Raw genomic sequence first — 21,333 nt, 5'->3', positions numbered from 1 at the left:
TAATTAAAATCATTTACAATCAATTCCAACTAATTGCAAATGATTTGGATAATGGCGTTAATCGAGAAAAACCCTTAACAAGCTTGTATATTATTAGTTATTGAGAATGATGTGGAGTGATTTGAATATCTAGGTTACCTATTTCCTGATGCTTTAAGTAAACAGGTCTAACAAATGTACATTATGAATGGTCCCATTTTTTTATGAAATGACAGATAGTAAATAATGCTGGCTTCATAATAAAGCATTGATCACCACAGCTGTTACGAGATTAGTGTGAGTGATGGGAAATGATTTGAAGAAATAGACTCAACTCAGGTTAAATCAAGTGCAATTAGTTGAAATTGATTGGAATTTAGCGACCAATTGTAAATGATGGGAAGGGCTTTGAGAAGAGTGAACATGCGTTATAAATCTTATCAAACTATATTTGAGTAAGTATGTTCAATTGATTGGAATTGATTGCAAATAATTTTAATGAATGTGAGGGACTGCTGGATAGTTATAATTTTCTTGAAAACTCAACTATATGCTTGTCTAAACACGATTATTGAAGATGATGTGAAGTGATTTGAAGAAAAACGAACTATATTTTAAAGGGTTCATTCTTAAATGAACCCTTTATTGTTATTTCAATTAAACTATAATGTTAATTCCCCTTGGGGTTCAGAGCATCTGCCAATAAATCTTCCATTGAAGGGCCATTATCAACTGAATCGTTTTCTTCTAAAGTAGTGTCATCTGGTTTCCCGAAAAGGTCTTGTATACCTAATTCTTCTAAATCAAAGTTAAATTGATTTTCTTCGTTCGCGTTAATTGACTTTATTTCGGTATTCTCATACTTGATTTCACGATTTCTTTCCATAAATTCTTTGTATTCATCTACCAATCCTTTTTCCAATCTTTCAGGTAATCCATCTACTTTGTAGAATGTGTAAGTTGTTGCATTAAAATCGTTTTTCGCATTAATATAACCGGAGAATACGGTGCCGTTAATCGGCAATTGTTGGTGTAAGTAATTTCTTGCTTCATCAAGGAACGCACCTCCATCAAAATCTTTTTGGCCGTCTAGAATGGATAAAATACCGACATGGTGGACCTTTTTTGTAATAGTATTTCCGTTTTCCTTTCGTACTAGTTTAATGGGGGCATGTAGGCTGTTGCGACTTAAAGATTTTTTAAACAAATCTACAATGGTATCACCATTTCTAACGGACTTTATTGGTGTTTCAACTTTCGACAGAACCAAACTCCCATTATGTTCTGTTATTGCCCGACTAAAGTCTGCGCTGTCTAGAGTAACAGACGAACCACCTTCAGTTGTCGCTGTATTGAGTTCATGGAATATCTCTGCTATCTGTTTATTACCATAGTCACGATAGTTGGTAACTCCATTACGGCTGTTAACAGGTGTAATTTTAAAATCATCGTAAAAATGTTGATTATCAGCAAACGTTACGAACGCAATGCCTTTTGTGGGATTTTTGGCTAAGTTCCATATTTGTTGAGAAAAATCATTTACCTGGCGCAGCACATCAGGACCCTCGTTGCGAAGCGGAAGTGTTACAATTACTCCGATTTTAACGAATTTTTCACGCGCTTTGGCAAATGCCTTGTTGGCATATGCTTGTTGGTTATTTCTAAGTTCTTGAGGATCTGTTGTTGCTTTCATTTTTTCGATTTCCTTAATTATTAATGGTTTGTTTTGGTAGTCGTAAAACTCTTCAATTGCTTTAACAATGGTTGATGTACCTGTTCCGCCGCCTAGTCCTGCAAAAAATAGAACAAGTTGATCTTCCGGCCGAACTTTATCTCGTATAAAACTTTTCAATTTTTCTTTAACCTCTACGTTTTCCTCTAAGATTTCGAGAGCTTTTTCCGGATTTTTTCCAAGCCCCCCAAGGTTTAATGAAACCCTGTTCATCTCAGGTATATTTTTCAATCCTTCCAAGTCGCCATCATTCGAGTTGAGGGCCAAACAATTATAAGTAGATTTGCCTTCTATATCTTGAAAAGCAGCGAATTCATCCACCATTCTTGAACCTGCTTGTCCGAAACCAACCATTGTCATATTTATTGCCGGTTTATTTGTAATAAAGGATTTAGCCATAATTTAATTTTCCTCCCCAATTTCTAATTGTTTGTTTTGTTTTAATGCATTAAACACTTGAGCGCCCCGATATGTGAGGAAGAGCAATTTATAAGGTGCCATGTATTCATAGTAGACCAACGACATGCTGGATAACTTATCTACGATACGTTCAGCGGATTTACGATCAATTTGAGCTTCTTGGACTTCGAAATGAAAGCTTTTCTTTTGTGATATTTTAACGCGTCTCTTTGTTGTAATGTTTTCAATCAACTGTAAAACGGATACGTTTTCCTTTTCGGTCTGTTTTAATGCAATAAATGCTAATACGTTTTGGTGAACTTCGTCTTTTTCAAGAATCTTTTTAAACATCTGGACTACTTCATCTGGGAATTTTGTCTTCTCAAACTCATTATGCAGTTCTTCATCCACTCGGTTTCCCTCCTATCATTCTATTACCCTAAAACATAGTGTCTGTTTTAAGATACTATATCAAACATTTTTAGTTAAATCAAGTGATTATGTATTATTGATTTAATCGATTTATAACCGCCAACAAAGGATTTTCTGCATAGTGTCCTTTTAAAGACACTATGCTCGTTTATTGTTGGTATTAAACCTATTAACCTATAGATATAGGTTTTGCTTTTTCATTTTCACGTTGTTTTCTATTGGAATCTATCAGCTTTTTTTTGTGAATATCATACTAATTCCTATATAGACACTATGAGTTTACCTTGCTACTAAAGCTTTTGTTGTCGTTTTTAGAAATCTGCATTTTACATAGTTCTTTATAGTAGACACTATGAAAAATATGCGAGCGCTTGTGATTCTTCAATGATATGTCTGTAATGGAACTACTCAAATTGTGTTGAGTAGTTGTTTCCTTATGGAAGCGAGTTACTATTTTACTTAATTGCACAGGGGAGAAGATAATCTAGTACAATTCGTTGAAATTGATTGCACATGATTTTAATAAATTGCAACCGATTTGGATAATAGTATCCGTGAAAAACTCAATATGCCTGTTCATTCATGGTTATTGAGAATGATGGGAAGTGATTTGAATATCTTGTTGGCCTATTTCCTAGAGTTCGAGCCAACAAGTTTAACAATTATCTATTATGAATGAACCCATTAATTTTAGTTTTGGATATGACTGAACGTTAATAATGCTGATTTCGGTTGGATCTGTCTGAATTGATGATTAAGATAACTAGCCAGTGCCAATAGGGTTGTAAAATTCTCACCATAATATTAAGTCTTTTTTAGAATGTTGTAATGAATTCGTCATCCATTATTGTGTTAAACCGTGGCAGATTTAAGGCAAATATAGAGGATATGTATTTAGTTTGTTTATAGAGGATAAGAACAGAGCCGCACACGGCTAATTTGTCTTAACCCACACACGGGTTAAAAACGTCTGTTTAGTAGTGTGTGGGTTACCCGTGTGTCCCGCACATGGGTATAAACCTATATTTCTCATATGCTCTTGGGGTGTCTAGAAGTGAAACTAATTGTAATTTCACTAACGTGTTTACAAGGTGTTTCCCCACCCAATTATTACACAAGGAAATCCCGCATTTGCAACTTCTAAAAAAGCCAATTACAACGCTGTTTACAGGTTCTAAATAATAGATATTTTAGCAAAGTTCTTGTTAGGCTGTTATAATGGGCAAGTGCAAATTAAATAAAAGAAAACAGGAGTACCCTGACTATTTTAAGATACAGTTTATCGCTGTATTTTCTTTTGGTCGGGGTACTTTTTTTGTTGGAAAGGACTGTTACAAATGATTGATAGAAAGCCGGAGTTATGTCTAAAGGCGGACCAAAGTGGAAATCGTGGAGTCTATCTCTATGATGAAGACTTGTTTTTGATGAAGCAGTTATTGATCCACCAATCGATGCGTTCTTCAAGTATCCATGAGTTATTACAATCTCTGAGACCGACACCTCGAAATTCAAATGGAATAACAAATCGTCTCGGGCGACTGTGTGCTGCAGGGATCTTTGTCCAAATGAAAGAAAGGGTTTTTGCTGACGGTGGAAACCTTTATACGCACCATTACCGTTTAGGTAGTAGGGGATTGGATGCACTAGTTACATTGGGCTGGCTGAAAAAAGAGGAGGGTGAACGGATTTACCAAATGAATAATCGACTTACCGTTCCTACTCGTCATACAAAAGCTGCATCGAGCATTGCGAACCATGTGTTTATTCATTGTTTTCCGAAGTTTGATTTATCTAGTTTTGCTCATGAAAGGGGGGCGGCTCACCCTCAGTTTGCGAATACTCCAAACGAATTGCATCGTAACTTGATTGTTCCGGATTGGGTATTTGAAGAGGGGAATCGGTTTGTTTGTCTAGAGCTAGACACGGGAACGCAACGAAGGGATCCAATATCCTCTAAGTACAAACGTTATGTTAAACGTTCAGAACAATTGCTGGAAGAAGGGAAAGAATTGATTGTTATCTTCTCAGTGGCCGACGATTCCGTAATGGTGAATTTCTCTGATAATCGGAAACGCCGTATTGCGTCCTTGAAGGAAATGATTCCTCCATTTACAGAGTGGCCAAAGAATATTACGTTCTATGTGGTTACAGCTAATAGAACGCCGCCTTTGGTCGAACGTATCCTTAGTTATGCTGAACCATTCACACCTTACGAGCGCTTCCAATACGCTGATGACTGGATGCGGAAAGCAACGCATGTTCTTCGGGATAAGTTTGATTTGATTACACTAGACAAAGATAAGCTGTTTAATTCGCGGCGGCGGCGGGAGGTAGATTGTGATCTCTACATTTCCCTGCAACCGAAGCGTGAAGGAAGAGCGAAATCGTTTGCTTTAATCTACGGTGAAGAGGGCTCTGTCATCACACATCAACTAATTGGCGCTAACGCAAAGCGTATCTCTACTTTGAATGAATCGGGGCGGCAGCCACGCAGTAGTATCTTGGTGTGTTATGACGTGGAGGACAGTATGCTCGAAGATGTGTATGGACAAGCAGTTCCGTGTGATATGTGGCAGACCGATTCTGCTAGTTGGGTAAAGGCTTTTCAAACCGGGGAACCGCCCGCTTTGAAATTAATTGTTTCGCCTTTGAAGAAAGAATGGAGGCAGCTTGATGAATAAGCAGTCGATTTGGAAACAAAAGTTTCCACTCCTGTTAAGTACAATCTTAATTTTCATCACACTGTATCTATTCGCGTGGAGTTGGTCGAAGGTTTCAACTATCATTGCGAGCCAGTACAATGAGGAATCAATAATCTATGCGGCATACTTGTTTGGTGAAAGTAATTCCATACCCCTGATGATAGTTTTCTTATTCGGAGGATTTGCAAGCTTTACTTGGCTCCTTAGTACACGGGTGACCTTTTATCAATCAAAGCCACTACGTGTGTTTGTTTTCTTCCTAGCCATCCTAACCATTTGGGGATGTCTTGCGGGATATGGGATGACTCAGGCTAGATTACGGTTTATTCCGTTTTTCCAAGAGAAACTTACCACCGTAATTGAAACTAATAGCTTTTTTGAATCGATTGTATTTGAACATACGCGCGGCTTTTTCTTAATGGTGACGATGATGCCAGTTTTTATCATGTTATTCATCTCTCTATTTATTCTTACTCGGTATGTGCGACATGATAAGGAATTGAATGAGCCCTTTTTTGAATACCAATGGAATGGGAAGTGGCTACAGCGATTCTCTAAACTGGAGCAAAAAGAGAAATGGCCTGATATTGAACTTGGTTTGAATACCATCACTAAAGAAATGGTCCTGATGCCTGGTCGAGACAGAACGTTGAACACCATGATAGTAGGTTCCATCGGAACAGGGAAGACGGCGGCACTCGGTTTACCGATGTTGAATCAAGATTTGCACCATATGGTTTCGTATATCAATGACTACCCAAAGATTTATGAGCGTGAAGACTTTAAGACTGAGGCCATGGGGGGCATTACATGAGCGGAATTTCCGTCATTGACCCATCGAATGACCTTTGTCAAAAAACACTTAAACTGGTTAAGGCGCACGGAATCCCGGATGAAGCTATTACGTATATCAATCCACTTGACCCAAATACGGTAAGTATTAATCCAATGCGTGGACCCGTTGATAAAGTGGCGGAGGTACTTGCGCAGGTAATCGCAGGATTGAATGATTCGAAAGATGGCGGAAACTTCTTCTTCGAGCAGGCGCAACGTAATCATCTAAAACACTATATCTACTTGTCGAAATTACATGATACTGAAAAAGAAGTAACGTTTGATACGCTGCTTGATATGTACAATAGTCCGCAACTTGTGCGAAGTATGCACTTGTTATTGAAAAAGACATTTCCTGATAACTATGAGGAATATGAAGATCGAGACGAACGGAACTATTGGAAGATTGTACAGGGGATCGATGAATGGTTTGATTGGAACTTGTTACCGAAGACTACTCGGGCAGGAAATATGATGGTAGCGGAGTACAACGATGACGGTGAGGCATTGTACTATGATGCGAAAGAAGAACATGTACAGGGACTACGCAATATTTTGAATGATATCGGGGCGAACCCTTTGATCCGCCGTGTGTTATTTGGAAAAAGCGACTTTGACTTCGACAGGCATATGGAAGTAGGCGGCGTCCTGCTTGTAAATACAGCGAAAGGGGAGCTTGTGAACCTTGCCCGCGTATTGGGGAAAATCGTTCTTATGAACTTGCAGAATGCTACATTCCGTAGAATGCCGGAGGTTTCATCTTTTCACCATATCCTTATTGATGAAGCACCCGACTATTTGTATAACGCATTCCGTGAATTCCCTGCACAGTCACGTAAGTATAAAGTGGTTGTCACGACACTCCAGCAAACCATTGCGCAGCTTGCCGACCAATTTGGCGAGCACTACATGACCACACTAATCGGGACAATGCGGAATCGAATGGTGTACGGGGACGTGCCTTCCTTTGATGCTAAGTATTTCTCGGATATGTTTGGGGAGAAGACTGTATATGAAGAGGGACAAAGTGAAATGTCGGTATCTCCACTTCAAGAAGATCCGATGTCCCGTTCCGGCTCCTCCTATTCGAAGGTACGTGAACAATCCATGTCAGGCGGCGACATCATGTTCCAGGACGCGTTCCAATGTGCTGTGAAGATTGTTGTAAACAATAAACCAATGCCGGTTGTTCAAATTGCTGCAAATTTCGTTCCGAAAGAAGATTTCATAGAGGCAAAAATTTTGGCAAATGAAAAAGCGGTTGACGTTTGGTTGCGTGAGCGCCGCCTGTACGGAACAAAAGAAGTGATTGAACAAGAAATCGTAAGTGTTGAGGAAACGGAAGTACAGAATGCTGAACACTACATCGAGGAGCAAAAACATGTTCAGAAACTTGCCGAGGCAATCCATCCTGATATGATTGAACATGCTGTGCGGGCAACAGTCGACCCACATCCGAGAGATGAAGTTATCTACCAGGAAAGATATAGACCGTCACATCTAACGGTTTTTGCTGAACAAGTAAACACAGCTAAAGCGGACAAACACCAAATTGTGACTCTAAATGAAGTTCATGTATCCGAATCTTCCATTCCAGTTAAAGCAGAAGTGGGACCAGGTGAGCGAAACGTGCCGCCTGTTATCGAAGAACCACAGATATCGGATAGTCCGAACCTTACAGGCCTGGTGTACGAGTGGACCGATGACGAAGAAGACATGCCACTGTCGGAAGCCGTAGCATCTTTAGAAAAGGTGACGGAGGCAGTGGAGGTTTACCCACATACCGGTTATGTTGATAGCGAGTTAAGTAAGGAGAATGAGGATTTCGTGAAGAAACTCGGATTGGAGATTGATGAACAGTGAGGGGACTTGTGCCGCCAGCTCATTGCTGAATAGCGGCGCTTAGGTCTGGTATTTGTAACTGTTGTAACGGTTTGAACAGTTTTGATTATGTCGAATATGCTTGCACAAATTGAAATCTATTTGTACAATATCCATATCAGAAGAACTACATCCAAATATAAGCGTAAGGGAGCACCCCTCGCAGAACTGACGATTACATATCGTTGGTCTGTGAGGGGTGCTTTCTTTTTTGCGAAAATGGGTTTCGTTTTTCAGTTAAGGATATAGAAAATCATTCACATACGGGAGGTGTTTACGTGCAAATCATTAACAATAGAGAACCAATAGAAGAGGAGTTACTTAACAAATCACTACTCATCATAGGGGGAGCAGGCACTGGGAAAACGGACTATTTAAGAAGTTTGATTAAGGCTCATGCAGCTGATGCTAATTCCACATCGAAACGGATTGGCGTCTTGTGTCTTGAATCCGATTCGGCTGAATATGACAACCTATCGATAGAGTTATCTATTTTCAAGATTAAGGACCCTGGCATAGATTTGACAGACGTTGAATTTCATTCAATCCATACGTTTATTAAGGATTTCACAGTTGTGGTTGTAGATCAAGGTGCCCTCACTATCGGTAATGGAGATGTTCTTCATTCGTTTATGGATGTCTGTCAGGACAAAGTTGCCATTGTCGCATATCAAACATTGGACCATATCTCGACATCTCAGACCTACCTAGAGTCGATCAAATCTCGTTTCGATAATCTAGCTATTTTTAGGACTCGCAAGAGTTTTAGTTCTGAATTTCTATTTGGAACTGATATAGCCAACACTACCGTCACCCTTACACGTGGGTCTGCCGTAATGGTGGAAAACTAAACATAAGAATGTAGCTGAGTTGCATTAATGTATTGATAAAAAAACTAATTTTGAGGGGAAGTGTCATCACATGGTAACTAGATCATGGGATAATAAAGAAACATTAGAGGAATTGTCGGCCAAACGTCGTAATGGCGAAATTGTACAAGGCGTCATTCGGAGTATTAAATCGATGAAATTCCCAACTGAAGTGGAAGGCGTAATAAAATCGGTTGAGCAAACAATGTTAATTGTTGCATTGCCGGGCGGCGTAACGGGTTACTGCCCTGCATCTGCATTCCGCGACAGAGAGTATCGATCGTATAATCAATTTGTAACGCATAAGGAATCGTTTATTATTACGGACCTTGACTTGGATAACCAAATTGCGGTTTTATCTGCCAATCAGGCGGCGGAACAACTTCGTCAGCAATTTTGGGACCGTATTGAGGGGCTAAGGGAACAGGATAGACTTGAAGATGAAGTGTTTGAAGGCATCGTCACAGGCTACAACATGCCAAAAGGTATTATCTATGTTCGGATCAGCGGTCAAGATACATACATGTTCAGAAATGAGTGGTCTTGGCGCGAACGGGATGTCATTGATGCACAGCAAGGAGAGAAGATTGAAGTCAAAATCGTTCTCTTTGATTTAGAACAAAAAGTAATCCGTGTATCGCGAAAAAAAGCACTCCCGGATCCATACGCACTCCTTGATACATTGAAAAAAGGAGAAATTATCGCAGGACGCGTAGATGAAGTGCATCCAATTCACGGACTGTTTGTAGAAGTCGAGAACGGAGTCGTTCTGAAAGCCGGAAAAGTTCGAGCGCTTGAAGAGCCGGATATTGGTGATATGGTTACATGCCGGGTTGGCGAGATTGATCCTAAGAATCGAAGAGGACGTGTCACGATTTTAAGTTATCCTCAAGGGAAGCGTAAGAAAAAAGACTTGGGTTCCTTTTTATTTGAGTAATGATAAAACAAAATGAGCTGCAAGCAGCCATTCAATTATTCCCCCGTATGGATGGCACCACTTCCATATGGGATCATCCCAACTTCAAATCGAGTATTGCACTTCCCGACGATTATCGACCGTTAACGCGAATCGAAGAGGGGTTGGAAATGATAAACCGGATGCGATTGAATGAAGAACAGCTAAGGGTTTTGAAAGTGGTGGCAGATGCGATTTGTGCCAATGAAAACCAGCTTCGCCGTTACCTATCAAAAGTGAATTCTCCCTCAATCACGAGTAAGCACCTTAAATATCTAAGTAAATTTGGGTTGATTGAACGACACAAGTGCCGCCTAGCATTTATTGAAGAAGATGGTAAAGAAGTAATCAGACCGCCTGGACCGCATACATTGGGTATTGGTGGGTATAAATTAATGAACCATTTGTATAGTGAAAGTACATTTGCCTCGCCGGATACATGGCAGCAAAACTCAATGGCAATCCAACGTTACGTCGCGATGAACGAACTGCGTTGTTTAGCAGTCGAATCAGGAAACGTACGAGCGTGGTCATGGCATCCGTTTGTTGGTGGCTTGTCAAAATTCAAGAAACCATTTGCGGCCATGAGCGTAGAATCGGACGGTCGTGAGTTACAAATACTAATAGACCGTGCACAAATGTCTCAGAACTTCATTGGATACTTCCGGATGCGTCTAGAGGAATATCGTTATCTTTATGAACGGGATAAGATGATCATTATCGATGGCTTTAAAAAAGTTCCTCTACAGATTGTGGCTCTTTCCGTATCTTCCGTTAGTATGGCCAATTTCATTCAGGAACAGTTGAGACTGCATACGTATCCTTTTGACATCTGGTTCGTGATAGATGAATGGTTTCATTCGGAAAAAGGAATGGAGGGTGCGTGTGCACAAGTATCAAAGGATGGGATTAAACGAATAGGTGTCAGTTTTTTCCGAAACATAAAGATATAACGGTATGTAGTATTGACAGCTATCCTGCCTTATGATAAATTATGCACATAACACCTTTTCCCAAGGTTTTTTACTTGGAGAGAAGAACCCCGAGGTGGTGTGCGGAAAACATATCGCCTCGGATCCCAAATTATACTAATTGCATACAAACATAATGGGAATACCCCAATCTTTAAGAAATCTGACACTTCGGTGTTACTTTCTTAAAGATTGGGTTTTTTTGTGTTTAAGGCAAGGGGGGTTACTAGTGAGGTTACTCTTAGCGATTGGAAACGATGATTTTTCAAGCATTGTTAGAATGCATTTTTCAGTCGCTGGATTTGATGTACTGGATAACGATGTTTATCATCGGAATTTTCTACCCGAGTTATTGGATATAGAACGACCGGATATCATTGTGCTTCATGATGTATTCCTACCGTCCGATACAGTAACGGCAGAGGAAAATGAAATTGAATTGTTAAAGTTAATTTCTTCTTGGCGTGTTCGTTATGAAGATTCTCTACGAGTTGTTGTGCTAAGTGAACGTCATAGACAAGATGAATTCTTACGTTCACTTGTTGCTCACAATGTTCTAGATATTTTTTCAGACAGACAAATTACCGTATCTTTGCTAATTGAACAATTATCAGAACCGCCCCGATTTGCAAACGTTGCACGATTCGGTGTGGGTCATTTAGCAGAACCTCTTTTCGTTGAAGAGGATAGTGATAAACCTGTTGGGATTGTAGATGAATTGCAGCCTACAGGAACAAGAAGTCTACTCAATCGATTTCAAACGGTTGCAAAGGATATTCATACAACTTTTATAAAAAAACCGGTTGATGAAATACGGGATGATGAAACACCTGAAAATAAAGTCGAACCCGTTGAAAATACGAAATCAATAATTGAAGAACAAGATTATGAAAGAGAAGATGCAGGAATTTTCACAGTGGAGCATCCCTCAAGAAGTGAACGTCGAACACGAGGTCGAGGCAAACGAGAACGTGCGACAGATGAAAATGGAAATGAACTAATCTCTCTACCTACGACCATCTATCGTGATCGTCTAATAGGTACTGCAATCATGGCTGTTACGAGTATAGGTCCAAATGTTGGAGCAACACATACGAGCATACAGCTTGCATCCTACCTTAAACGTAAGGGCAACACTGTTGCATTTGTTGAAGCTAGCACAAGTGGTGATTTTGAACATATCCGTGAGTTATTTGATGAATCGGAACAACAAATGGTTACCCCCTTCTATGTTGAAGACATTCCACATTATCCGTATAAGGGTGAAACTGAAAATATCATTCCGTTTTTATCGCAATATCAATTTATAGTTGTAGATTTAGGAGCATACGAAAAGACTCCCATGTTCACTGAGTTTTTCAGAGCTCAGAAACGAATTGTTGTCGCGAGTGGGGCCGATTGGAAACTTTCTAAAATTGGAGATTTCATAAAAAAACACGGTAAAGTTCCTTTTCATGTAGCGATACCAATGGCTTCTAGTGACTTGATTAACGACCTAGAGGAAATTTATGGAGGGGATACGACCTTTAGTTCACTGCCCCTACATCATAAACCATACAAAGAACAGGTCGATACGGATACGGTTTTTGATAACTTGTATTCCGAATTTCAAGTTGAAAAAGTTACTAAGTCAAATTATGTGAAAATGAAGGTTTGGGTAACCATTGCGAGTACGATTGCAGTTTGTAGTGTTATTGCTATGACTTATATGTACTTCAAGTAATCAGATAATAGGCAATATTGATTAGGTAAATATTCGGAGGTTAGTCATGAAAACAAAAACTAAATTAATTCTAGGGATTTTAAGTGTATTTAGTTGCATCGGTTTCATTATTGTTTGGGACCTGATTATTAAGGAGAACATTGAGAGCACAGAAGTGGTTGTCGTGAAGCCTGGGATCATTATACAGAAATACGATGTAATCCAAAGCGATGACCTACTCATTGAAAAGCGGAATCGGGCAACAACTATTGAGGGCTATCTTAAATCGAATGAAATAAATTCGATTCTAGGAAAACAAGCAGCTCAAACAATGGTGGGAAACCAAATCATCAGCAAGCGCTACATCGATTTAGAGGATTTTGTTCCTAATCCTGAAAAGGGGGAAGCAATTAGACCAATCCCAAATCAATGGATTTACGCGCTACCAGCTACACTACGTCGAAAAGATACGATTGATATATACCTAGTGGCAAATGTAGAAACTGGTAAAGTTTCTACAATCAGCAATCCTAGTGATATGACGTATGTTGGCAAAAGTCCTGAACAGGAACAGGCGCAAGCAAAACAAACGGCCTTGAATAGTAAAGAAAATAAAAAGTACGAAGATGAACGAATCCTTATTGCAGAAACTAAGGGACTGTCACATCTAACTACCAATAATCTATTAGGTGAAGAACAACAAGTTCTGAATTACCAAGAAGATCGTGCAGCGTTACTTGAGTCAAAAGGTTTGACGGAGGACCAATGGGAAAACCTTGTGAAGAAAGGTGACATCCCTGCGTTGGTAAATATTCCTGTGGCGTATGCAAAAGATGGTTCCGGAAATGAAATCCATTCAGGTGAGACGGGTTCTGATGAAGAACGTTTAACTTCTAATGGTACAATTGCAAATCTCGAACTTTTACTAAATGAAGAAAATCACCGCCTCTTGATGAGTTACACACAGGAAGGCTACCAACTATATATCACTTATAACTGATGGGAGGGGAATTCATTCATGAAAGATTTTACGGAATCAACTTATGATCTGTATGTCCTATCTGATAATCCAAATTTTAAGGTTGTTTTCGAACAATCCAGCCATTTTAAATATGTTATTCAGAATGCAATTATCACGGAAAATGTTTCGTGTAAAGCCATTTTTGTAGATGGCGTTATTTTACCGGTTGCTGAACTGAAGGAATTACGTCTTCACTATCCTTCGCAACAAATCTTCTACCGTGCGACGAATGTGCAAAATATGTATATTCAGAAAAATGTTCAGGCGACATGTGCAGCACATAAGGTTACTGCTTTGCAGGAAAGCCTTACGGTTGAACAATTAAAAGAGGAAGTTGAAAATAGTCTCTTCCAAAATGGCCAAGAACAAACACGCCGTGTTGCTAGTTTTTTCGGCACACACTCCGGGGCAGGGGTGTCCACCACGCTCTTGAATGTTGCAGATCTTCTTGCAAAACGTATCGAAGGAAAAGTTCTCGTTTTATCCCTCAACCCTTGGGATGCGTCGGACTACTTCATAGATTATCAAGGACGTTACCTTAATGACTTGAAAATAGACTTGAAAACAAAATCACTGACCGATGAAAAATTCTTATCGTCCCTACAACATTATCCCGATTCTTTCTTTCATCTAGCCGGCAATCGAGATATCAAATTACAACGATATTTCAAAATCGAAGAGATTGAGTACCTGTTAGACCGAGCTCGTGACTTATTTGATGTTGTTCTTATTGATGGCGGGCCTCACTTTGATAATGCGTGTTATGCCCAAGCTTACCGTGGGAGTGACCTTCGCTTTCTTATCACAACACAAGAGCCGAAAGGCTATATGGGGTATTGGCCACACATATTTGAACAACTATTACAACCACTCGGCGCACTGAGCAATGATTTTTTACTTGTACTGAACCGCTATGTACCGGAGAATTCTCTGGCAACCGAAAAGGATGTAGCCGAAAATCTAAACATCCCTCTTCTGGCAACAGTCCCGGACGAAGGATCTCTTGGTTCAAGTGCTATTACACAGAAAAAACTACTTCATGAAAATGGCGCATCAAAAGAATATGCAGATACACTGCTTTCCATAAATCGGGCGATTATTAATCAATATAAATTGAAAGAAAAGCCTGGATTCGAATTCCCACAATCAACAAAAGGTTTCTTCTCTCGTTTTCGTAAGGAGAAGACGTTCGCATAACAAGGAGGTGAAATAATGATGACAAGTAATAAATCCGAATCTGAACAGGATGCAATATTAGCAATCGAAGAACCATTTAATATTGACCAACTACTTCATGACGAAGTCCTTATACAAAGGGAACAAGAGCCAGATTCTATAGAACGTCGCAATCATGCACGGTTCGAAGAAGTTTGCGAGATAGTTAAGGTGGCTCTTCGTAAAGTTATTGACCTCGGAGAACTTGAGCCTCGACAATCGGATGCAGAATGGTTAGAACGTCAGCATTTAGCTGTTGTTGGGGATGCGAAAGCAGTTCATTATTTCGTAGAGGAAATCCAACTCGTACTTAGAGAACGGAATATCTTATTCAAAGAATACCCCATGTATCATTCGAGCTTGGCCGAAGCTATATTTCATGAAGTATGGGGATTATCCGTCTTAGCTAAGTGGGAATCCTATCCTGATTCCGAAGCAGCTGTTATTCACGGTATTAACTTATGGATTGACTTAGGCGAAGGAAGAGGATTCGAGTTACAGGATGAGCAGTTTGCTTCATCGGCAGTAGTAGAACGTGTTAAGCGAGCGTTCTTACATCGTCGTGAAGATTCAATTTTAAACCGTGAAAATCCTGAAATTGAAATTGAACGGGAAGATGGTTCTAGAATTACGATGATTCAGGCGCCCCGATCACGTGAAAACTACGTAATGTTCCGAAGGTTCGTCGTTAAAAGATTTACTTTGGAAGACCAAGCAAGCCGTGGCACCATTCCGGTAGAGGATATACCGATTTACCGTGCTCTTTCCCGTACTATGCCGAACACTATTGTTGCCGGCCCCATCAGGTCAGCAAAATCTACCTTCATGAAAACAATGATTGGGGAACGTCCTAAAAATCTAATCGGGGCAGTGTTGGAGAAGCACTTTGAACTTGCGTTATCAGAACATTTTCCAGGGCGCTTGTTCTTTGAGCTTCAGTCAACGGAAGGCGACCTTCATAAAGTTATCCCGCGACTCCTACGTATGGAACACGACTTTGTTGTCGTTGGTGAAATTCGATCAATGGAAATTGAGGCATTTCTTCAATCTACCGAACGGGGTGAAAGGGGAGCGTTGAGTACATATCACTTAACCGATGTACAACGTGTTGTTGAACAACTCACTCGACATACATTGGATGAGTTTCCTACCCGTCGCTTTGATATTGAGTTGGAGCGTGTCGCTAATGCGCTCGATATCATTATTACCATGACTTCTGACCGTGATCGTAAGAAAAAACGTGTAACAGGTGTAACAGAAATTTATTGGGACCATGAAGAGAGAAAGCACAAAATCAATCAGTTAATCCAATATAGTTCTTTGACGGGAAGGTATTATTACTCTTCCAAAATCAGCAAACGGTTAAAACGACTTATGGCAGAAGAAGACCTCGAAGAAACAAGAACTTTAGTGAACTTGTTAAAAGAGAGGAGCGCTCAAAGCCCAATTGAGGAATTGGAGAACTTTAGTGAACTAGATAGTCTGCTGGAAGGAGTACAGTAATATGTCTGTTGATACATCTTGGTTTATTTTTCTCAACCTAATCGATTATATTCTTTATCTCCTATTGTTACTTATCACTGGAAAAGTAATCTACTTGCTTTTGGAAAATGATTTTCAAATTAGGTACACTCACTACCGATATCGACTAAAACTGAAACGCCAACAATTAAAGGGTATGGATAATAAAATCCCTTCATCTAAATGGTTTCAGCATTTGTATCAATTGCTTACGATTGGTTCATCAAAGGCGGATTACATGTCCGTTTACGCGTTTTTAGTAGTGGATATCTTCATTAGTTTTGGCGTATTCGTATTGATCATAACCCGTGTGGGGGATGCAGTTATAGCCCTCATCTGTAGTGTTTTGGTAGCGGTCATTCCCTATCTGTACTTCTATGTAAGAGCACACAGTATTAGAAATGAAATTGGGAGCTCTATGACTGAGATTGTTCAAACGTTGATTCACTCGTACAGTGCATCGAGGTCAGATATGTACTCAGCGCTAACAGAGACACAAAAGCAATTGAAACATAGAGACGCAAAGCGGGTTTTGGCTCGTCTAGTGGCAGATTTACAAACCTCCCATGATGAACTTACGTGGCGGAAGGTTATTGATTTGTTCATCTATTCAACGGGAAATTCTTGGGGAATGCGGTTGGGTAATATTATATTGAAATCATATATATACCAAGAAAATGTAACGACCGCACTTTTAACACTCCAACAACAGATGGTTACCCATCAAAAGATGATGGAAGAGGAAAAGGCAGAAGCTGTCGATGTATCTTTGCAGGCAATTATCGCAGTAGTTATATTCCCGGTGTCATTATGGGGCGCGTATAAAGCAGTAAGCCCGCAAGACTGGTGGTCCCTGCAATTTGGAGACACCCTTACATTCCTGTCATTTGTGTTTACCAGTCTATTTGTTGGAATCTCGGCACTAATCGGATTTGTTGTTAGAAAACCGAAAAACGACCTTTAAGAGAGGGGGCAGACAGGTGACCGAAAACATAGCACTGTTACGATTCATGCCATATGTGCCCTACATCGTAGCCCTAGTCGGCGCAGCCACTTCTGGTGTTCTCGTCTACTCTGGGCTTGCAACAAAATTGGAACGAAGACACCTTCGACTTCGTTTGAAAGATAGTTGGAACGATAGTAAAAAAAACTTTGTTGAGCAGGCTAAATCATCTGCATTAGAGCAATTGTTGACAATGGCCCGTTATCCATTGGGATTTAATGCATTGCGGGTGAATGTTTTTTATATTGGTTTACTCCTACTTGTTATTTTGAATTATGGAGTGGCTCCTCTTCTATTAAAAGGAGAGTTAAAAGGGGGGGGGATTTTGATATCGGTGATTACTGTTATCATCCTGTATCCAGCTTTGCCTTTTTCTCCAGTTCGAATGTTACTTAATCAGTTGATTGAATACCGAAGAGCTAAACGAAATGCTGAACTCTTTTCCTTATACGATATGTTGGTATCGGAGATTGAAATGATGAGAAATACTCGAATTAATGTGTATTCCTTGATTCGGACACTCCTACCTTATTTCGTTGAAATAAAGCCACAACTTACAAAAATGTTAAGTGAGTGGTCATCATCTTCGGTGGGACCATATGAAGCTATCAATGGTTTCGCAGAAAGTATCAATACGAGCGAGGCAAAAAGTTTGGCTACTGTATTAAAGACCTTTGATGAAAACAGTAGGGATACATTGTTGACGAGCTTGCGTGGAATGGAAGACATTTTCATTACTTCGCAAATTGAAAATAGTCGAAGAAAACGCAAGATGTTTGTAGATCTCCTGAGTATCCCAGTTAAGAGTGCTAACTTCTTGATAATGTTGAACTTTGTTTTGGTTATCGTTGTGATGACTATGAAGATGATGGAAGGTACGTCCCTACCATTCAAGTAACGCGAAAAGGAGTAAATTTGATGAATACAACTATTGCTAAATGGATGTCACTTGCAGCAACAGCGATTGTTATTGCAGCATTGGTCTGGGATGTATTAATTGGTGAGATGTCCTTAATTGCGGATGGAATTGCTCAACTTATGGGGGGGGAGACATCCCCGTGAATACGACAATTGCTAAATTCATGAGTCTCGCAATCACGGTAATTATAATTGCCGGACTTATCTTCGTCAACATGACGAATACGTTAAGCAGTGAAACAGATAAGTATAAAACGCATATTGATGGCAGTATGAACGAACTATTAAAATCGTCAACGCCTTAGGGGGTTCTCATATGAATAAAACGCTAGCGGCTTATATGACTGTGGCGTCCATGTTATTAATTTTAGCAACACTTTACTATGGTTTAACCTTTCATTCGCTGCAACAGAAACACGAAAGTGATGTTAACGTGATTGAGAGTTTCCAAATAAATAAAATATAAAGGAGAATGAAAAATGAATACAACAATCGCAAAATTTATGGGGCTTGCTATCACGGTTATTTTGATTGCCGGACTAGTTTTTGTAGTTGCAGCAAACACAATTACTGAAGAAACTACGGATTACAATACGACGGTTACGGACCAAATAGCCCCAACTACGCAGCAAGTCATTACTGGTGGATTGTCAGGCAATTAACAATATGGAAAGGCATCTGAAAGGGTGCCTTTAAACTATTTTAAGGGGTGTATAAATTGAGTACAACTCTCGCTAAATGGATGACGCTTTTTTTATCCGTAACCATAATGTTTACGCCATTGTTGGCATACCTCGATGGACTTCATCGAAAAGCAGCGGATCAGGTATTGTTAGAAGGGTTGAAAGAGGCATCAATCGTCGGGAGCATGACGACTGATATTCTAGAAGAGATGGAGTTAACTCTTACGGAGAAATATAACTTCTCGCCCAATAACATTGATGTTAAAGGTACATTGGGTCACGTCTCTCGTGGAGGAGTAATTGAGGGAGAGATTAAAATAAAAAGAACCCCACTTTTTGTTATTAATATATTTAATCAAGGTAGTCCTACATACACAGCGAGGCAGTCCATTATGAGTGAGTCATTACAATGAGGGGGTAAGTGAGTGGGATTCAATGTCGTATTACGTGTTGCTTTCTTGTGTCTTGTTTGGGCATTAATCATGAAGTTTCAAATGGATTATGAACAAGATCTTACAGCAACAAGACATTTAAAAAACACACTTGAAATCGCGGTGCACGATGGATCGATGATGATTAGCCCTGATGCATTGAGTGAAGGAAGTATTATTTTTGACCGACAACTGGCGGAAGGGGCTTTTATCTTAGCTTTCGAGCGAAATACAGGTATGCGAAATTCGGGGGATTCTTTTCTTCCGGACCCGTCAAATTCTCAAGTTTTTTTTAAACATCCAGTAGATGTAGTTCATTTGGAACTTATTGATGAGCTCTCACAACCTGGAATTACATTTCCCTGCGTTTACGGAATATCATGTGGTAATCCAGATTACGAAATATTTGAAACAATCTATGGTCCCTCATTGGTCGTAGTAGCGGAAACGCTGAGCCCTCGTTTCTTTTCAGATGAACCGCAAATAATAAGACAGTCTGCTGTTTATGAATATAAAAACTAATATATATTTCACCTATAAGTAACAGTGGTATTTCGAAATCATTAATGACATAATGATATGTATAAAATGATATAAATGGGGGCTTTTCAATTGAAAACAAAATACTATCTAGCAGCTTTAGCTGCAACAATCGCAATTCCATCAATAGTTCATACAATTGGGGTTGAAGCAGCAGATTCAAGTTTTAAAGACATTTCTGCTAATGACCCTCACAAATCGAAGATTGATACGCTAATTGATTTAGGTGTTATAAGTGGTTTCACTGACAACACATTCCGACCTACTGAAAAAGTGACGCGAGGTCAGTTCGCTTTATTCATTTCTCGTGCATTAAAATTACCTACTCCAACGAATCCAAAGTCATTCATTGATATTAGTAAAACATCGGCAGTATACGATGGGGTTATTAAAGCACAAGCAGCAGGGATTATTATTGGGTACGCTGACGGACGCTTTAAGGCCGGAGAATTTATCTCTCGTGGTGATATGGCGATTATGCTAGATCGCGCCTTACAATATAAATCCTCATTCCCTAATAAAGTAACCTTAACTTATTCTGATAAAGGATTGATCGGTAAATCAGCATTAGAACCCGTGCAACGCTTAACGTACTACAAAATAATGGGTGCTTTATCCGGTACATCTTTTTCTGCAAAAACAACAGGGGATCGTTTAGAGACTGTGCTTTCCATTTATCAATTGATAAATACTAAAAACAATCTTGCACCTGCACCTCCCAATGAGGTATATCCAGCAGGTAGTTTAAAAAACTATTCTTATGCAGATTTGGTAAAGAGATTAGGTAAATTAGAAGTTTTGAAACGTGCAGGTATTGACGGTTCGATAACGGTGATTGATGTAATTGCCGAAATGAAATCTGATGTTTCAAATCTACCTGATGACGCACCGGTTTTGAAAATAACGCCGGAAAAATTTTTTGAAAGCTATATCGGTGCGCTACAAAGAGCACCAACCTTATACGCACAAGCTTATCCCTTAGTAGAATACGTATCTATTGATGGAGTTCCTTTCCGGGAAACTGAATACTATCCCGATTTTTGGACAAATCCTGATCCGATGTTTCTGCAAGATATCACGCTAAATAATGTCATTCCGAATCCTCCAAAAGAAAATGGGAAGTTTTTAATTGATTTACCATCTAAGAATAAAGACATTGTTACGTATCATAGTGGAAAGGTTGATACTGAACGGATGGCATCGGTAGTTAAGAAAGTAAAGAACGATGACTATTTAGTAGATATTAAGTCACTATTTAATGATACAGACCTGGTATCTGTTTCGACAGACGGGTTAATTATTCAACACAACGGGAAAAAACTTGAACTTCAAATAGGGAGTGATCAAGCGTCCTTAAACAATAAAACAGTTACTTTATCCAATGCCGTTATATCTGAAAATGGAGTCGTGTTAGTGCCATTTAAATCTATTGCAGACCACTTAAATATTTACTGGAGAGAAATGTTTAATGCGAAACGGTTTGAACTTGCCAACTACCCATTAGTAAAAGGGATTTTAGGATGGGAAGAGTGATGATGATATGTG

General features: G+C 39.5%; 21 protein-coding genes. 19 read left to right on the top strand and 2 right to left on the bottom strand.

Annotation, left to right across the window (positions count from 1 at the left end; all coding sequences use genetic code 11):
* Positions 1-649: 649 nt before the first annotated feature.
* Together AC1TO6_RS17125 and AC1TO6_RS17120 are read right to left on the bottom strand one after the other, a co-directional pair.
* Positions 650-2,110, bottom strand: coding sequence for an FtsZ/tubulin family protein (locus AC1TO6_RS17125; RefSeq protein ID WP_482102840.1), 1,461 nt, complete (start codon positions 2,108-2,110; stop codon positions 650-652).
* A 3-nt stretch (positions 2,111-2,113) separates the two neighbouring features.
* Positions 2,114-2,521, bottom strand: coding sequence for a hypothetical protein (locus AC1TO6_RS17120; RefSeq protein ID WP_482102839.1), 408 nt, complete (start codon positions 2,519-2,521; stop codon positions 2,114-2,116).
* A gap of 1,358 nt (positions 2,522-3,879) precedes the next feature.
* Here AC1TO6_RS17120 and AC1TO6_RS17115 point away from each other — a divergent pair.
* From AC1TO6_RS17115 to AC1TO6_RS17025, 19 genes are all read left to right on the top strand, one after another.
* Positions 3,880-5,223 carry a hypothetical protein gene (locus tag AC1TO6_RS17115; RefSeq protein WP_482102838.1) on the top strand — a complete coding sequence of 448 codons (1,344 nt, stop codon included), beginning with the start codon at positions 3,880-3,882 and terminating at the stop codon, positions 5,221-5,223.
* Complete coding sequence (locus AC1TO6_RS17110; RefSeq protein ID WP_482102837.1) at positions 5,216-6,058, top strand: hypothetical protein; 843 nt, start codon at positions 5,216-5,218, stop codon at positions 6,056-6,058. The genes AC1TO6_RS17115 and AC1TO6_RS17110 overlap by 8 nt, the downstream gene beginning before the upstream one ends.
* Positions 6,055-7,941, top strand: a complete 1,887-nt coding sequence (locus AC1TO6_RS17105) for a type IV secretory system conjugative DNA transfer family protein (RefSeq protein WP_482102836.1) — start codon at positions 6,055-6,057, stop codon at positions 7,939-7,941. Before AC1TO6_RS17110 ends, AC1TO6_RS17105 begins: the two co-directional genes overlap by 4 nt.
* A 296-nt stretch (positions 7,942-8,237) precedes the next feature.
* Positions 8,238-8,810 carry a P-loop NTPase family protein gene (locus AC1TO6_RS17100; protein WP_482102835.1) on the top strand — a complete coding sequence of 191 codons (573 nt, stop codon included), beginning with the start codon at positions 8,238-8,240 and terminating at the stop codon, positions 8,808-8,810.
* A 70-nt stretch (positions 8,811-8,880) separates the two neighbouring features.
* The gene (locus AC1TO6_RS17095; RefSeq protein ID WP_482102834.1) at positions 8,881-9,765 is read left to right on the top strand and encodes a S1 RNA-binding domain-containing protein; all 885 of its coding nucleotides are present in this window, start codon (positions 8,881-8,883) and stop codon (positions 9,763-9,765) included.
* A complete protein-coding gene (locus AC1TO6_RS17090; RefSeq protein ID WP_482102833.1) occupies positions 9,765-10,736 on the top strand; it encodes a hypothetical protein in 972 nt (323 codons plus the stop codon). Before AC1TO6_RS17095 ends, AC1TO6_RS17090 begins: the two co-directional genes overlap by 1 nt.
* Before the next feature lie 247 nt (positions 10,737-10,983).
* A complete protein-coding gene (locus AC1TO6_RS17085) occupies positions 10,984-12,477 on the top strand; it encodes a hypothetical protein (RefSeq protein WP_482102832.1) in 1,494 nt (497 codons plus the stop codon).
* Positions 12,478-12,523: 46 nt separating this feature from the next.
* Entirely contained in the window at positions 12,524-13,456 is a 933-nt protein-coding gene (locus AC1TO6_RS17080) for a hypothetical protein (protein WP_482102831.1), read from the top strand.
* 18 nt (positions 13,457-13,474) lie between these two features.
* Positions 13,475-14,674, top strand: coding sequence for a CpaE/TadZ family protein (locus tag AC1TO6_RS17075; RefSeq protein ID WP_482102830.1), 1,200 nt, complete (start codon positions 13,475-13,477; stop codon positions 14,672-14,674).
* 15 nt (positions 14,675-14,689) lie between these two features.
* Positions 14,690-16,195: an ATPase, T2SS/T4P/T4SS family gene (locus AC1TO6_RS17070; protein WP_482102829.1), complete on the top strand. Its 1,506-nt coding sequence runs from the start codon at positions 14,690-14,692 to the stop codon at positions 16,193-16,195.
* 1 nt (position 16,196) lies between these two features.
* Positions 16,197-17,177 carry a hypothetical protein gene (locus tag AC1TO6_RS17065; RefSeq protein ID WP_482102828.1) on the top strand — a complete coding sequence of 327 codons (981 nt, stop codon included), beginning with the start codon at positions 16,197-16,199 and terminating at the stop codon, positions 17,175-17,177.
* A gap of 16 nt (positions 17,178-17,193) precedes the next feature.
* The gene (locus AC1TO6_RS17060; RefSeq protein ID WP_482102827.1) at positions 17,194-18,114 is read left to right on the top strand and encodes a hypothetical protein; all 921 of its coding nucleotides are present in this window, start codon (positions 17,194-17,196) and stop codon (positions 18,112-18,114) included.
* A gap of 20 nt (positions 18,115-18,134) precedes the next feature.
* Positions 18,135-18,278 (top strand): hypothetical protein, encoded by a 144-nt coding sequence (locus AC1TO6_RS17055; protein WP_482102826.1) that lies wholly within the window; start codon positions 18,135-18,137, stop codon positions 18,276-18,278.
* Positions 18,275-18,439, top strand: coding sequence for a hypothetical protein (locus AC1TO6_RS17050; RefSeq protein WP_482102825.1), 165 nt, complete (start codon positions 18,275-18,277; stop codon positions 18,437-18,439). Before AC1TO6_RS17055 ends, AC1TO6_RS17050 begins: the two co-directional genes overlap by 4 nt.
* A gap of 11 nt (positions 18,440-18,450) precedes the next feature.
* On the top strand, positions 18,451-18,600 hold the full coding sequence (locus tag AC1TO6_RS17045) for a hypothetical protein (RefSeq protein ID WP_482102824.1): 150 nt from the start codon (positions 18,451-18,453) through the stop codon (positions 18,598-18,600).
* A gap of 13 nt (positions 18,601-18,613) precedes the next feature.
* Positions 18,614-18,796: a hypothetical protein gene (locus AC1TO6_RS17040; protein WP_482102823.1), complete on the top strand. Its 183-nt coding sequence runs from the start codon at positions 18,614-18,616 to the stop codon at positions 18,794-18,796.
* Between the two features lie 56 nt (positions 18,797-18,852).
* Complete coding sequence (locus tag AC1TO6_RS17035) at positions 18,853-19,230, top strand: hypothetical protein (RefSeq protein ID WP_482102822.1); 378 nt, start codon at positions 18,853-18,855, stop codon at positions 19,228-19,230.
* Between the two features lie 12 nt (positions 19,231-19,242).
* A complete protein-coding gene (locus AC1TO6_RS17030) occupies positions 19,243-19,770 on the top strand; it encodes a peptidase M23 (RefSeq protein ID WP_482102821.1) in 528 nt (175 codons plus the stop codon).
* 90 nt (positions 19,771-19,860) lie between these two features.
* Positions 19,861-21,321 (top strand): S-layer homology domain-containing protein, encoded by a 1,461-nt coding sequence (locus AC1TO6_RS17025; protein ID WP_482102820.1) that lies wholly within the window; start codon positions 19,861-19,863, stop codon positions 21,319-21,321.
* Positions 21,322-21,333: the final 12 nt, after the last annotated feature.

The organism is Sporosarcina sp. Y352 (assembly GCF_056786535.1).
The sequence above is the reverse complement of the archived record's forward strand: the minus strand, read 5'-3'. Positions and strand labels throughout refer to the sequence as shown.